Genomic DNA, 14,065 nt, shown 5'->3' on the forward strand with positions numbered 1-14,065 from the left:
AGCAGGTGAGTTATTGGAATTTTTGGGCAGGACAATGTTACAACGGGGCAAAAATAAAGGCGACTTATAGTCGCCTTTTTTACTTTTGTTACTGATTTGTAAAAACTATTTGCAGGCGTCCGCCAGACCGTCGAGATAACGTTCAGCGTCCAGGGCGGCCATACAACCTGTGCCAGCTGAGGTAATCGCCTGACGATAAATATGGTCCATCACGTCACCGGCAGCGAACACACCAGGAATGCTGGTTTGTGTCGCATTGCCGTGAATACCGGACTGAACTTTGATATAGCCGTTTTCCAGTTCAAGTTGACCATCGAAAATAGCCGTGTTCGGGCTGTGGCCGATGGCGACAAACAATCCGGCGACGTCGAGAGATTCAACGTTGTCAGTATTTTGCGTATCGCGCAGACGCAATCCGGTTACACCCATTTGATCGCCAGTCACCTCTTCCAGTGTGCGATGCGTGTGCAGCACGATGTTGCCGTTTTCAACTTTATCCATCAAACGTTTGATGAGGATTTTCTCGGCACGGAAACTGTCGCGGCGGTGAATCAAGTGAACTTCGGAGGCGATATTCGCCAGGTATAACGCTTCTTCCACAGCGGTGTTGCCGCCGCCGATCACCGCAACTTTTTGGTTACGATAGAAGAAACCGTCGCAGGTTGCGCAGGCGGAGACACCGCGGCCTTTAAAGGCTTCTTCTGAAGGTAAGCCCAGATAGCGTGCTGAAGCGCCAGTGGCGATGATCAGTGCGTCACAGGTGTATTCGCCGCTGTCTCCGGTGAGACGGAAAGGACGGTTTTGCAGATCAACCTTACTGATGTGATCGAAGATGATCTCCGTTTCAAATTTCGTTGCGTGCTCGTGCATGCGCTCCATCAGCAGTGGGCCAGTGAGATCGTTTGGATCGCCAGGCCAGTTCTCCACTTCTGTTGTGGTGGTCAGTTGACCGCCTTTTTCCATACCGGTAATCAGCACCGGCTGCAGGTTTGCGCGCGCAGCGTAGACGGCGGCGGTATAGCCCGCAGGGCCTGAACCCAGAATAAGAAGTTTACTGTGTTTGGTCGTGCCCATGAGATCCCCATAGTTGTTGGTAGGCAATGGGCAGGATTGTAGGGAATTTGCAGACGTAAAAAAAGAGTATGGCGATTTTGTTAACAATATGTGTAATAGCGGAAACCGATGATGGGCAAAATTGAGGGCCGTACACTTCTCTAACTCATTCGAGTTGGGGGGACGCGTGAAGCCAACGCACAGACAACGTGAAGTATGGCGGGGGTATAATGATTTCTACTTAAAATCGGTCAGTTATAAGGTGATAAAATGACGATTTTCCATCACTCCCAATGAATAACTGGCATGTTGTACTAAAAATCGATGTTTTGCTTTGACAATCACCTGCTGTTTTGCGAAAACATTCAAGGAAGAAAAAAACTGTGTCATGTATATGCTGCATAATCATGCATGTAGATACCATGTTTACCGGGTTAGTGAAATCTACGCATGGTGTGGACAGATGCCATTCGTGATGTCGATAGCCGCCGACAGGCAACGGTCTTCTCACCATAAACCCAGGCATTGCGCACCGTAAATCCCTCTGGGTTGCGGTTTATTGTGATGGGTAGCGACTCTGAACAGTGATGTTAGTAGAGTCAGGCAGGAGTAGGGAAGGAATACAGAGAGACAATAATAATGGTAGATAGTAAGAAGCGCCCTGGCAAAGATCTCGACCGTATCGATCGTAACATTCTTAATGAGCTGCAAAAGGATGGGCGTATTTCTAACGTCGAGCTTTCAAAACGAGTGGGACTTTCTCCAACGCCCTGCCTTGAGCGTGTGCGTCGGTTGGAAAGACAGGGTTTTATTCAGGGCTATACAGCGCTGTTGAACCCGCATTATCTGGATGCATCACTTCTGGTTTTTGTTGAGATTACTCTGAATCGTGGCGCCCCGGATGTGTTTGAGCAATTTAACTCTGCAGTACAAAAACTTGAAGAAATTCAAGAGTGTCATTTGGTTTCCGGTGATTTCGACTATCTGCTGAAAACACGCGTACCGGATATGTCGGCGTACCGTAAGCTGCTGGGGGAAACCCTGCTGCGTCTGCCTGGCGTGAATGACACACGTACTTACGTGGTAATGGAAGAAGTCAAACAGAGCAATCGTCTGGTAATTAAGACGCGCTAACACGGAACAGGTGCAAAATCGACGCAGTTTGATTACACTCCTGTTAATCCATACAGCAACAGTGCCGGGGTAACCCGGTGCTGTTGTCCGTTTTAGCATCGGGTAGGAAAAGCCTGAAACCTGGAGAGCCGTTTTTGAGCCAGGAATACACTGAAGACAAAGACGTCACATTGACGAAGTTAAGCAGCGGGCGCCGACTTCTGGAAGCGTTGCTGATCCTTATTGCCCTTTTTGCCGTCTGGTTGATGGCTGCCTTACTCAGCTTTAACCCTTCGGACCCCAGTTGGTCGCAAACCGCATGGCACGAACCTATCCATAATCTGGGCGGCATACCCGGAGCATGGCTGGCGGATACGCTGTTCTTTATTTTTGGTGTCATGGCTTACACTCTCCCCGTGATAATCGTCGGCGGTTGCTGGTTTGCCTGGCGACATCAGGCCAGCGACGAATACGTCGATTACTTCGCCGTATCGCTGCGTATTATTGGCGTTCTGGCGCTGATCCTCACCTCTTGCGGGCTTGCCGCAATCAATGCCGATGACATCTGGTATTTTGCCTCTGGCGGCGTTATTGGCAGCCTGCTCAGTACCACGCTGCAACCCTTGTTGCACAGCAGTGGTGGTACGCTTGCGCTGTTATGTATCTGGGCCGCGGGTTTAACGCTGTTTACTGGCTGGTCATGGGTGAGCATTGCCGAGAAACTGGGCGGCTGGTTACTGAATATCCTGACATTTGCCAGCAATCGTACTCGTCGCGATGATACCTGGGTTGATGACGAAGAATATGACGATGATGAAGAGTCTGTCGACGCCGTTGATGGCACCCCACATGAATCCCGACGGGCACGTATTCTGCGCGGAGCGTTAGCGCGCCGTAAACGGCTGGCAGAGAAGTTTACCAATCCACTTGGGCGTCACACTGATGCCGCGCTGTTCTCCGGCAAGCGCATGGATGATGAGGATGAAATTGAATACAGCGCGCGTGGCGTTGTAGCCGATCCTAACGATGTCTTGTTCTCTGGCAACCGTGCCACATTGCCTGAATACGATGAATTCGACCCGCTATTAAACGGCCATTCAGTGACTGAGCCGGTCACCGCGGCAGCGGCCACTGCGGCAACTCAGGCCTGGAGTGCGCCAGTCGACCCGCTGTTGCAACCTGCGCCAGTACCGGGAGCCGTTTTAGAACAACCCGTTCCTGCTGTGGCATGGCAATCTGCACCGGCTCCGCAAACCGGTGAAGCGGTTATCGCGCCAGCACCGGAAGGTTACCCACAGCCCGTTCAGTACGCACAGCCTCCGGTTCAGCCTTATGAACCCTGGCAGCAACCCGCACCGGTTGAACCGCAGATGCCATATTCTGTACCGCCAGTTGCCGAAGCTGGCTATGAACAGCCGACGATGCCGCAACCGGCAATGCCGTGGCAAGCACCTGAGCCGGTGGTGGAACACGCCTGGCAACCAGAACCGGTTTACCAGCAGAGTGCGCCGCTTGAACCGCAGCTTGTCTATCAGCAAGACACCGTGCAGCAACAACCCGTGGTTCATCAGCAGCCCGTGGTGGAACAGCCGCCGGTTGCCGAGCCTGAACCTGTCGTTGAAGAGGTGAAACCAGCACGTCCACCGCTCTACTATTTTGAAGAAGTGGAAGAAAAACGTGCGCGTGAGCGTGAGCAGCTAGCTGCCTGGTATCAGCCGATTCCAGAACCTGTACAAGAGCCTGAGCGGGTGAAGCCCGTTGCACCGTCTATGCCTGCTGCATCCATACCTCCCGTTGAGTCTGTGGCTGCCGCAGCGCCGTTGGCTGCTGGGGCGAAAAACGCTGCATTGGGTGCCGGTGCAGCCGTTGCCGCACCGGTATTTAGTCTTGCTGGGAGTGGTGCGCCGCGTCCGCAGGTGAAAGAGGGAATTGGCCCGCAACTGCCACGTCCTAATCGTGTGCGTGTCCCGACACGCCGAGAGTTAGCTTCATATGGCATTAAGTTGCCTTCACAACGTATGGCTGAAGAGAAAGCGCGCGAAGAGCAGCTTGATACGGATGCGCAATACAGTGACGATGAAATTGATGCCATGCAGCAGGATGAACTGGCGCGTCAATTTGCTCAGTCGCAGCAGCATCGCTATGGCGAAGAGTATCAGGATGACACAGCGCATGCTGATGACGAAGATTCAGCAGCAGAAGCTGAACTGGCGCGTCAGTTCGCATCTTCCCAACAGCAACGTTATTCCGGCGCGCAGCCTGCCGGGGCGAATCCATTCTCGCTTGATGATTTTGAATTCTCACCAATGAAAGCGTTAGTGGATGAAGGTCCGCATGAGCCGCTGTTTACGCCCAGCGTGATGCCGGAACCTGCGCCACAGTATCAACAGCCTGTCGCACCGCAGCAGCATTATCAGCAGCCGCCACAGCCTGTTACACCGCAACAGCATTATCAGCAGCCGCCACAGCCTGTTACACCGCAACAGCATTATCAGCAGCCGCCGCAGCCTGTTGCACCGCAGCAGCATTACCAGCAGCCGCCACAGCCTGTCGCACCGCAGCAGCATTATCAGCAGCCGCCACAGCCTGTTGCACCGCAGCAGCATTATCAGCAGCCGCCACAGCCTGTCGCTCCGCAGCAGCACTATCAGCAGCCATCGCAGCCTGTCACACCACCGCCGCAGGAAAGCCTGATCCATCCGTTATTGATGCGTAATGGCGACAGCCGCCCTGTACAGCGTCCGACGACGCTGCTGCCATCGCTGGATTTGCTCACCCCACCACCGGAGGAAGTTGAGCCAATAGATACATTCGCGCTGGAGCAAATGGCGCGTCTGGTGGAAGCGCGTCTGGCCGATTTCCGTATTAAAGCCGATGTGGTGAACTACTCGCCCGGACCGGTCATTACCCGTTTTGAGTTAAATCTGGCACCGGGTGTTAAAGCTGCGCGTATTTCTAACCTCTCCCGAGATCTGGCGCGCTCGCTATCCACTGCGGCAGTTCGTGTAGTGGAGGTTATTCCAGGTAAACCGTATGTCGGACTGGAATTACCGAACAAAAAACGCCAGACCGTCTATCTGCGTGAAGTACTGGATAACGCGAAATTCCGTGATAATCCGTCACCGCTTACTGTCGTTCTCGGCAAGGACATTGCTGGTGAACCTGTGACTGCCGATTTGGCGAAGATGCCGCATCTGTTGGTGGCAGGTACTACGGGGTCAGGTAAATCTGTTGGGGTCAACGCCATGATCCTCAGCATGCTCTACAAGGCGCAGCCGGAAGATGTTCGCTTTATCATGATCGACCCGAAAATGCTCGAGCTGTCGGTTTATGAAGGTATCCCGCATCTGTTGACTGAAGTTGTTACGGATATGAAAGACGCAGCCAATGCCTTGCGCTGGAGCGTTAATGAAATGGAACGCCGCTATAAGCTGATGTCAGCGCTGGGTGTGCGTAACCTTGCGGGCTACAACGAGAAGATTGCGGAAGCAGATCGTATGGGACGTCCAATCCCGGATCCGTACTGGAAACCAGGCGATAGCATGGATGTCACTCATCCGGTACTGAAAAAAGAGCCGTATATTGTGGTTCTGGTCGATGAATTTGCTGATCTGATGATGACTGTCGGTAAAAAAGTGGAAGAACTGATCGCCCGTCTGGCGCAAAAAGCGCGTGCGGCAGGTATCCACCTGGTGCTGGCAACCCAGCGTCCGTCAGTTGACGTTATCACTGGGCTTATCAAAGCAAATATCCCGACGCGTATAGCGTTTACTGTCTCGAGCAAAATTGACTCTCGTACCATTCTTGATCAGGGTGGCGCTGAATCCCTGTTGGGCATGGGCGATATGCTCTATTCTGCACCAAACTCAACGATTCCGGTGCGTGTACATGGTGCCTTTGTGCGCGATGAAGAGGTTCACGCGGTCGTCCAGGACTGGAAAGCGCGTGGCCGTCCACAGTACGTGGAAGGCATCACCTCGGACACCGAAAGTGAAGGTGGCGGCGGTGGTTTTGACGGTGGGGAAGAACTGGATCCGTTGTTCGATCAGGCGGTGAATTTTGTTACCCAGAAACGCAAAGCTTCCATCTCCGGCGTCCAGCGCCAGTTCCGCATTGGTTATAACCGTGCGGCGCGCATCATCGAACAGATGGAAGCGCAGGGAATTGTCAGCGAGCAGGGACATAATGGCAATCGTGAAGTGTTGGCCCCACCGCCCTTTGATTGATTGCAAAGTTAAGTAATTCAGTATTTTCTACTTTCCTCATGCTGATTTTTGGCCTGAAATGGATAGCAGAAGGAGCTCCCCGTTGGGAGTGACGTATTTTGAGGAATAACGATGAAAAGAATCGCAATCACCTGTGCATTATTGTCGAGCTTTGTGGTGAGCAGCGTTTGGGCTGACGCCGCCAGCGACCTGAAAAGCCGTCTGGATAAAGTCAGCAGCTTCCACGCCAGTTTTACCCAGAAGGTAACGGATGGTAGCGGCGCAGCGGTGCAGGAAGGCCAGGGTGATTTATGGGTTAAACGTCCGAATCTGTTTAACTGGCATATGACACAGCCTGACGAAAGCATTCTGGTCTCTGATGGTAAAACACTGTGGTTCTTCAACCCGTTTGTTGAGCAGGCGACGGCGACCTGGCTGAAAGATGCCACGGGTAACACGCCGTTTATGCTGATTGCGCGTAACCAGTCAAGCGACTGGCAGCAGTACAATATTAAGCAAAACGGCGATGATTTTGTGCTGACGCCCAAAACCAGCAGCGGCAACCTGAAGCAGTTCACCATCAATGTTGGACGCGATGGAACAATTCATCAGTTTAGCGCTGTTGAACAGGACGATCAGCGTAGTAGCTACCAGTTGAAATCGCAGCAGAATGGCGCGATCGAACCATCAAAATTCACCTTTACCCCGCCACAAGGCGTAACGGTAGACGATCAACGTAAGTAGAGGCGCGTGAGTGGGCAACCTGTCGCTCGATTTTTCTGATAATACCTTTCAACCCCTGGCCGCGCGTATGCGGCCAGAAAATTTAGCGCAGTATATCGGCCAGCAACATCTGCTGGCTGCGGGTAAGCCCTTGCCGCGCGCCATCGAGGCCGGACACCTGCATTCCATGATTTTATGGGGGCCGCCAGGAACGGGAAAAACCACGCTTGCCGAAGTCATTGCCCGTTATGCGAACGCTGATGTTGAACGTATTTCAGCCGTCACCTCGGGTGTGAAGGAAATTCGCGAAGCGATTGAACGTGCGCGTCAGAACCGTAATGCTGGCCGACGCACAATACTGTTCGTGGACGAAGTTCACCGCTTTAATAAAAGCCAGCAGGACGCTTTTCTTCCGCATATTGAAGACGGCACGATTACGTTTATTGGGGCGACCACCGAAAATCCCTCGTTTGAGCTGAACTCGGCACTGCTGTCGCGCGCACGCGTTTATTTACTGAAATCATTGACCACTGAAGATATCGAGCAGGTGCTGGATCAGGCGATGTCAGATAAAGCGCGAGGTTATGGCGGCCAGGATATCGTTTTGCCGAACGAAACGCGTCGGGCGATTGCTGAACTGGTAAACGGTGATGCGCGGCGGGCGCTAAATACGCTGGAAATGATGGCCGACATGGCCGAAGTTGATGATTCTGGCAAGCGCGTATTGAAACCAGAATTGCTCACTGAGATTGCCGGTGAACGTAGCGCGCGTTTCGATAATAAAGGCGATCGTTTTTACGACCTGATCTCAGCATTGCATAAGTCGGTTCGCGGTAGTGCACCGGATGCAGCTCTTTACTGGTATGCGCGCATCATTAGTGCAGGCGGTGACCCGCTCTACGTTGCCCGTCGCTGTTTGGCAATTGCCTCTGAAGATGTGGGAAATGCCGACCCTCGCGCTATGCAGGTGGCAATTTCTGCATGGGATTGTTTTACCCGCGTAGGTCCTGCGGAAGGTGAACGCGCTATTGCTCAGGCGATTGTCTATCTGGCCTGCGCGCCGAAAAGTAATGCGGTATACACCGCCTTTAAAGCCGCTCTGGCAGATGCCCGTGAACGCCCAGATTACGACGTACCGGTGCACTTGCGCAACGCGCCGACGAAGCTCATGAAAGAGATGGGGTATGGCCAGGAATATCGCTACGCCCATGATGAGCCAAATGCCTACGCTGCTGGAGAAGAATACTTCCCGCAGGAAATGGCACAAACGCGCTATTATCACCCGACAAACAGAGGCCTTGAAGGCAAGATTGGCGAAAAGCTCGCCTGGCTCGCCGGACAGGATCAAAATAGCCCTATAAAACGCTACCGTTAGTGTTATCGTTGCGGTAATGTTGTCGATGTATCCCTGTGACCGCAGGCTGTGGTCACTTTCTCCTATTTTAATTCGATAAGCACAGGATAAGCATGCTCGATCCCAATCTGCTGCGTAATGAGCCAGACGCAGTCGCAGAAAAACTGGCAAGCCGGGGCTTTAAGCTGGATGTAGATAAGCTGCGCGCTCTTGAAGAGCGTCGTAAAGTTCTGCAGGTACAAACTGAAAACCTGCAGGCAGAGCGTAACTCTCGATCGAAATCCATCGGCCAGGCAAAAGCGCGCGGGGAAGATATCGAGTCTTTACGTCTGGAAGTGAACAAACTGGGCGAAGAGCTGGATGCCGCGAAAGCTGAACTTGATACCTTACAGGCCGAGATCCGCGACATTGCGCTGACCATTCCTAACCTGCCGGCGGACGACGTTCCGGTAGGTAAAGATGAGAATGACAACGTTGAAGTGAGTCGCTGGGGTACCCCACGTGAATTCGATTTCGACGTGCGCGATCACGTGACGCTGGGTGAAATGCACACAGGTCTTGATTTCGCCGCTGCGGTTAAACTGACCGGCTCTCGTTTTGTTGTCATGAAAGGGCAGATTGCGCGTATGCACCGTGCGCTGTCTCAGTTCATGCTGGATCTGCATACTGAACAACATGGCTACAGTGAAAACTACGTTCCGTATCTGGTCAACCATGACACGCTGTACGGTACCGGTCAGTTGCCGAAATTTGCTGGTGATCTGTTCCATACGCGTCCGCTGGATGAAGAAGCCGACAGCAGCAACTATGCGCTGATCCCGACGGCAGAAGTTCCGCTGACCAACCTGGTACGCGATGAAATCATTGACGAAGACGCGTTGCCAATCAAAATGACTGCGCATACGCCATGCTTCCGTTCTGAGGCCGGTTCTTATGGTCGTGATACCCGCGGTCTGATCCGTATGCACCAGTTCGACAAAGTTGAGATGGTGCAGATTGTTCGTCCTGAAGATTCTATGGACGCGCTGGAAGAGATGACCGGTCATGCTGAAAAAGTACTTCAGCTGCTGGGCCTGCCGTACCGTAAGATCATCCTGTGTACTGGTGACATGGGCTTCGGCGCATGCAAAACCTACGATCTGGAAGTGTGGATCCCGGCACAGAATACCTATCGTGAAATATCCTCCTGCTCCAACGTGTGGGATTTCCAGGCTCGCCGCATGCAGGCGCGTTGCCGTAGCAAATCTGACAAGAAAACACGTTTAGTGCATACGCTGAACGGTTCTGGTCTGGCAGTGGGACGTACGCTGGTCGCCGTTATGGAAAACTACCAGCAAGCTGATGGCCGTATTCAGGTACCGGAAGTATTACGTCCGTACATGAATGGCCTGGAATTCATCGGCTAAGTCATTTTTCCTTGCTAAAAAAGCGCCTCAGGGCGCTTTTTTTACGCCCGTTTGATGCCGGACAATAACCCTTACTCCATTAGTGGTAATACTGCCTTCGAATGAAAGTCAGTATTTATCTCTGTCTTTGCATAAATTCGCTATATAACGGTCTGTATAACGATGGTATCGATATATAAACGACTATACAACGAACATTCCCTTTTTGTTTATTGTGAGCAGCAGAGTGAGCCACTATGAAAACTAAGATCCCCGATGCCGTGCTGGCAGCTGAGGTGAGTCGTCGCAGTTTGGTAAAAACGACGGCGATAGGCGGGCTGGCAGTGGCCAGTAGCGCGTTTACCCTGCCATTTACCCGTATTGCAAACGCTGCAGATGCCATCAACCCGTCACCCGTCAATGAGAAAGTGATCTGGAGTGCGTGTACGGTAAACTGCGGTAGCCGTTGTCCGCTGCGTATGCATGTCGTAGACGGTGAAATCAAATATGTCGAGACCGACAACACGGGCGATGATAACTATGACGGCTTGCATCAGGTTCGTGCCTGCCTGCGTGGGCGGTCCATGCGTCGTCGTGTTTATAATCCCGATCGTCTGAAATACCCAATGAAGCGTGTCGGCAAACGTGGTGAAGGTAAATTTGAGCGCATCAGTTGGGATGAAGCCTACGATATCATCGCCAGCAATATGCAGCGTCTGATTAAAGACTACGGTAACGAGTCTATCTATCTTAACTATGGGACCGGTACGCTGGGCGGCACGATGACGCGCTCATGGCCGCCGGGTAAAACGCTGGTAGCACGTTTAATGAACTGTTGCGGCGGTTACCTGAACCACTATGGGGATTATTCTTCTGCGCAAATCGCGGCAGGACTGAACTATACCTATGGCGGATGGGCAGACGGTAACAGCCCGTCTGACATTGAAAACAGTAAGCTCGTTGTCTTGTTTGGTAATAACCCTGGCGAAACGCGTATGAGCGGTGGTGGGGTGACCTATTACCTTGAACAGGCGCGGCAGAAATCTAATGCCCGCATGATCATAATCGATCCCCGCTACACGGATACCGGTGCGGGACGCGAAGATGAATGGATCCCCATTCGACCGGGTACAGATGCAGCGCTGGTTAACGGTATTGCCTATGTGTTGATCAGCGAGAATATGGTTGATCAACCGTTCCTCGATAAGTACTGCGTGGGCTATGACGAAAAAACCCTCCCGGCGGGAGCGCCGAAGAACGGTCACTATAAAGCGTATATTCTTGGTCAGGGTAAAGACGGTATCGCGAAGACCCCGGAATGGGCTGCGCAGATAACCGGTATTCCTGCTGAACGAATTGTTAAGTTGGCGCGTGAAATTGGTAGCGCGAAACCCGCCTACATTAGCCAGGGCTGGGGACCGCAGCGCCACGCCAACGGCGAGATTGCGACCCGTGCCATTTCTATGTTGGCCATTCTGACCGGCAACGTCGGTATTAACGGCGGCAATAGCGGTGCACGTGAGGGATCATACGATTTGCCGTTTGAGCGTATGCCAACGCTGGAAAACCCCGTTGAAACCAGCATCTCAATGTTTATGTGGACGGATGCGATTGAGCGTGGTCCGGAAATGACGGCGCTGCGCGACGGTGTTCGTGGTAAGGATAAGCTCGACGTTCCGATTAAGATGATCTGGAACTATGCCGGTAACTGCCTGATTAACCAGCACTCTGATATCAACCGTACGCATGAAATCCTGCAGGATGATAAGAAGTGCGAAATGATCGTCGTTATCGACTGCCATATGACCTCCTCGGCGAAATATGCCGATATTCTGCTGCCGGACTGCACGGCCTCTGAGCAGATGGACTTCGCGCTGGATGCATCTTGCGGGAATATGTCCTACGTGATTTTCACCGATCAGGCAATCAAGCCACGCTTTGAATGCAAGACTATCTACCAAATGACCAGCGAGCTGGCGAAACGCCTCGGCGTCGAGCAACAGTTTACGGAAGGCCGTACTCAGGAAGAGTGGATGCGTCATTTGTATGAACAGTCGCGCAAGGCTATACCGGAACTGCCGACATTTGAAGAGTTCCGTAAGCAGGGCATCTTTAAGCAGCGTGATCCTGAAGGACATCACGTGGCGTATAAAGCGTTTCGAGAGGACCCCAAAGCCAATCCGCTTACCACGCCGTCAGGCAAGATTGAAATTTATTCTCAAGCGCTGGCAGAAATTGCCGCAACCTGGGAACTGCCGGAAGGCGATGTGATCGATCCATTACCGATTTATACACCGGGCTTTGAAAGCTTAAACGATCCACTGGTGGAAAAATTCCCTCTGCAATTAACGGGCTTCCACTATAAATCTCGCGTCCACTCGACCTATGGCAACGTTGACGTTCTGAAAGCGTCCTGTCGCCAGGAAATGTGGATTAACCCGATGGATGCACAACGACGCGGTATTAACAACGGTGACAAGGTACGTATCTTTAACGACCGTGGTGAAGTGCATATCGAGGCTAAAGTTACCCCGCGTATGATGCCTGGCGTTGTTGCACTGGGTGAGGGCGCCTGGTATGACCCGGATGTGAAGCGTGTTGATCAGGGCGGTTGTATTAACGTGCTGACGACCCAGCGGCCTTCTCCTCTCGCTAAGGGGAACCCATCACATACGAACCTTGTTCAGGTTGAAAAGGTGTAAGGAGTAACCGATGACAACCCAGTATGGATTTTTTATTGATTCCAGCCGTTGCACCGGTTGCAAAACTTGCGAACTGGCCTGCAAAGACTTCAAAAATTTAACGCCGGACGTCAGTTTCCGCCGTATTTACGAATACGCCGGCGGTGACTGGCAGGAAGATAACGGTGTCTGGCACCAGAACGTTTTCGCCTATTACCTCTCGATTGCGTGTAACCACTGTGAAGACCCGGCCTGTACCAAGGTGTGTCCAAGCGGCGCGATGCACAAACGTGAAGATGGTTTTGTGGTCGTGGATGAAGACGTGTGCATTGGCTGTCGCTATTGCCACATGGCCTGCCCGTATGGCGCACCGCAATACAATGCCGCCAAAGGACACATGACCAAGTGCGATGGCTGTCATGAACGCGTTGCTGAGGGTAAGAAACCCATCTGTGTCGAATCCTGCCCGCTGCGTGCGCTGGACTTCGGCCCGATAGAGGAACTGCGTAAAAAACACGGCACCCTGGCCGCGGTTGCGCCGCTCCCTGGCGCGCACTTTACCAAACCGAGCATCGTCATCAAACCAAATGCCAATAGCCGCCCGACCGGGGATACCACGGGTTATCTGGCGAATCCGAAGGAGGTGTAAGATGGGAAGTGGATGGCATGAATGGCCGCTGATGATCTTCACTGTTTTCGGGCAGTGTGTTGTGGGTGGCTTTATTGTTCTGGCGCTGGCGCTGATTAAAGGGGACTTACGCCCTGATTCACAGCAGCGTGTGATTACCTGCATGTTTGGCCTGTGGGTATTGATGGGCATCGGTTTTATTGCTTCCATGCTTCACCTGGGCTCACCGATGCGGGCGTTTAACTCCCTCAACCGTGTCGGCTCTTCCGCGCTGAGTAACGAAATCGCCAGCGGCTCGATCTTCTTTGCCGTTGGTGGTCTTGGCTGGCTACTGGCGGTGTTGAAAAAAATGCCGCCAGCATTACGCAATCTGTGGTTAGTTCTCACCATGGTGCTGGGCGTAGTTTTTGTCTGGATGATGGTGCGCGTATATAACACTATTGATACGGTGCCTACCTGGTATAGTGTCTGGACGCCGATTGGATTCTTCCTGACGTTGTTCATGGGAGGTCCGCTGCTGGGATATCTGCTGTTACGCGTTGCCGGAATTGACGGCTGGGCGATGCGACTGCTGCCTGCTATTTCAGTGCTTGCGCTGGTCGTGAGCGGCATCATGTCCGTGATGCAGGGGGCCGAACTGGCGACAATCCACAGTTCTATTCAGCAGGCATCTGCGCTGGTGCCCGATTACGGTTCGCTGATGGCATGGCGGATTGTGGCACTGGCTTTAGCGTTGTGCTGCTGGATTATTCCGCAGGTGAAAGGCTACCAGCCGGCAATACCGCTGCTTTCCGTCGCGTTTATTCTGCTGTTAGTCGGTGAGTTGATTGGCCGCGGCGTGTTCTATGGTCTGCATATGACCGTCGGCATGGCGGTCGCCAGCTAACCTGAAAATGCCGAATGGCATCGCGCTTGTCCGGCCT

General features: G+C 52.8%; 9 protein-coding genes. 8 read left to right on the forward strand and 1 reads right to left on the reverse strand.

Translation table 11 applies throughout. From position 1 onward, the window contains the following. Positions 1-105: 105 nt before the first annotated feature. Positions 106-1,074, reverse strand: a complete 969-nt coding sequence (trxB, locus tag NNN64_RS04585; RefSeq protein ID WP_005123580.1) for a thioredoxin-disulfide reductase — start codon at positions 1,072-1,074, stop codon at positions 106-108. Between the two features lie 618 nt (positions 1,075-1,692). On the opposite strand from trxB, the gene lrp reads away from it, so the two are divergent. From lrp to NNN64_RS04625, 8 genes are all read left to right on the forward strand, one after another. Then, the gene (gene lrp, locus NNN64_RS04590; protein WP_002439523.1) at positions 1,693-2,187 is read left to right on the forward strand and encodes a leucine-responsive transcriptional regulator Lrp; all 495 of its coding nucleotides are present in this window, start codon (positions 1,693-1,695) and stop codon (positions 2,185-2,187) included. A 134-nt stretch (positions 2,188-2,321) separates the two neighbouring features. Continuing rightward, positions 2,322-6,392 carry a DNA translocase FtsK gene (gene ftsK / locus NNN64_RS04595; protein ID WP_271440640.1) on the forward strand — a complete coding sequence of 1,357 codons (4,071 nt, stop codon included), beginning with the start codon at positions 2,322-2,324 and terminating at the stop codon, positions 6,390-6,392. Positions 6,393-6,503: 111 nt separating this feature from the next. Continuing rightward, on the forward strand, positions 6,504-7,115 hold the full coding sequence (lolA, locus tag NNN64_RS04600) for an outer membrane lipoprotein chaperone LolA (protein WP_040233939.1): 612 nt from the start codon (positions 6,504-6,506) through the stop codon (positions 7,113-7,115). 10 nt (positions 7,116-7,125) lie between these two features. Next, the gene (gene rarA / locus NNN64_RS04605; RefSeq protein WP_271440641.1) at positions 7,126-8,469 is read left to right on the forward strand and encodes a replication-associated recombination protein RarA; all 1,344 of its coding nucleotides are present in this window, start codon (positions 7,126-7,128) and stop codon (positions 8,467-8,469) included. A 92-nt stretch (positions 8,470-8,561) separates the two neighbouring features. Beyond that, positions 8,562-9,854 carry a serine--tRNA ligase gene (gene serS / locus NNN64_RS04610; protein WP_271440642.1) on the forward strand — a complete coding sequence of 431 codons (1,293 nt, stop codon included), beginning with the start codon at positions 8,562-8,564 and terminating at the stop codon, positions 9,852-9,854. A gap of 236 nt (positions 9,855-10,090) precedes the next feature. Continuing rightward, entirely contained in the window at positions 10,091-12,535 is a 2,445-nt protein-coding gene (gene dmsA, locus NNN64_RS04615) for a dimethylsulfoxide reductase subunit A (protein WP_202039029.1), read from the forward strand. 10 nt (positions 12,536-12,545) lie between these two features. Continuing rightward, the gene (locus NNN64_RS04620) at positions 12,546-13,163 is read left to right on the forward strand and encodes a DMSO/selenate family reductase complex B subunit (protein ID WP_005123570.1); all 618 of its coding nucleotides are present in this window, start codon (positions 12,546-12,548) and stop codon (positions 13,161-13,163) included. Position 13,164: 1 nt separating this feature from the next. Next, a complete protein-coding gene (locus NNN64_RS04625) occupies positions 13,165-14,028 on the forward strand; it encodes a dimethyl sulfoxide reductase anchor subunit family protein (protein ID WP_271440643.1) in 864 nt (287 codons plus the stop codon). Positions 14,029-14,065: the final 37 nt, after the last annotated feature.

This window comes from Citrobacter sp. Igbk 14 (assembly GCF_028069825.1).
Classification (GTDB): domain Bacteria; phylum Pseudomonadota; class Gammaproteobacteria; order Enterobacterales; family Enterobacteriaceae; genus Citrobacter.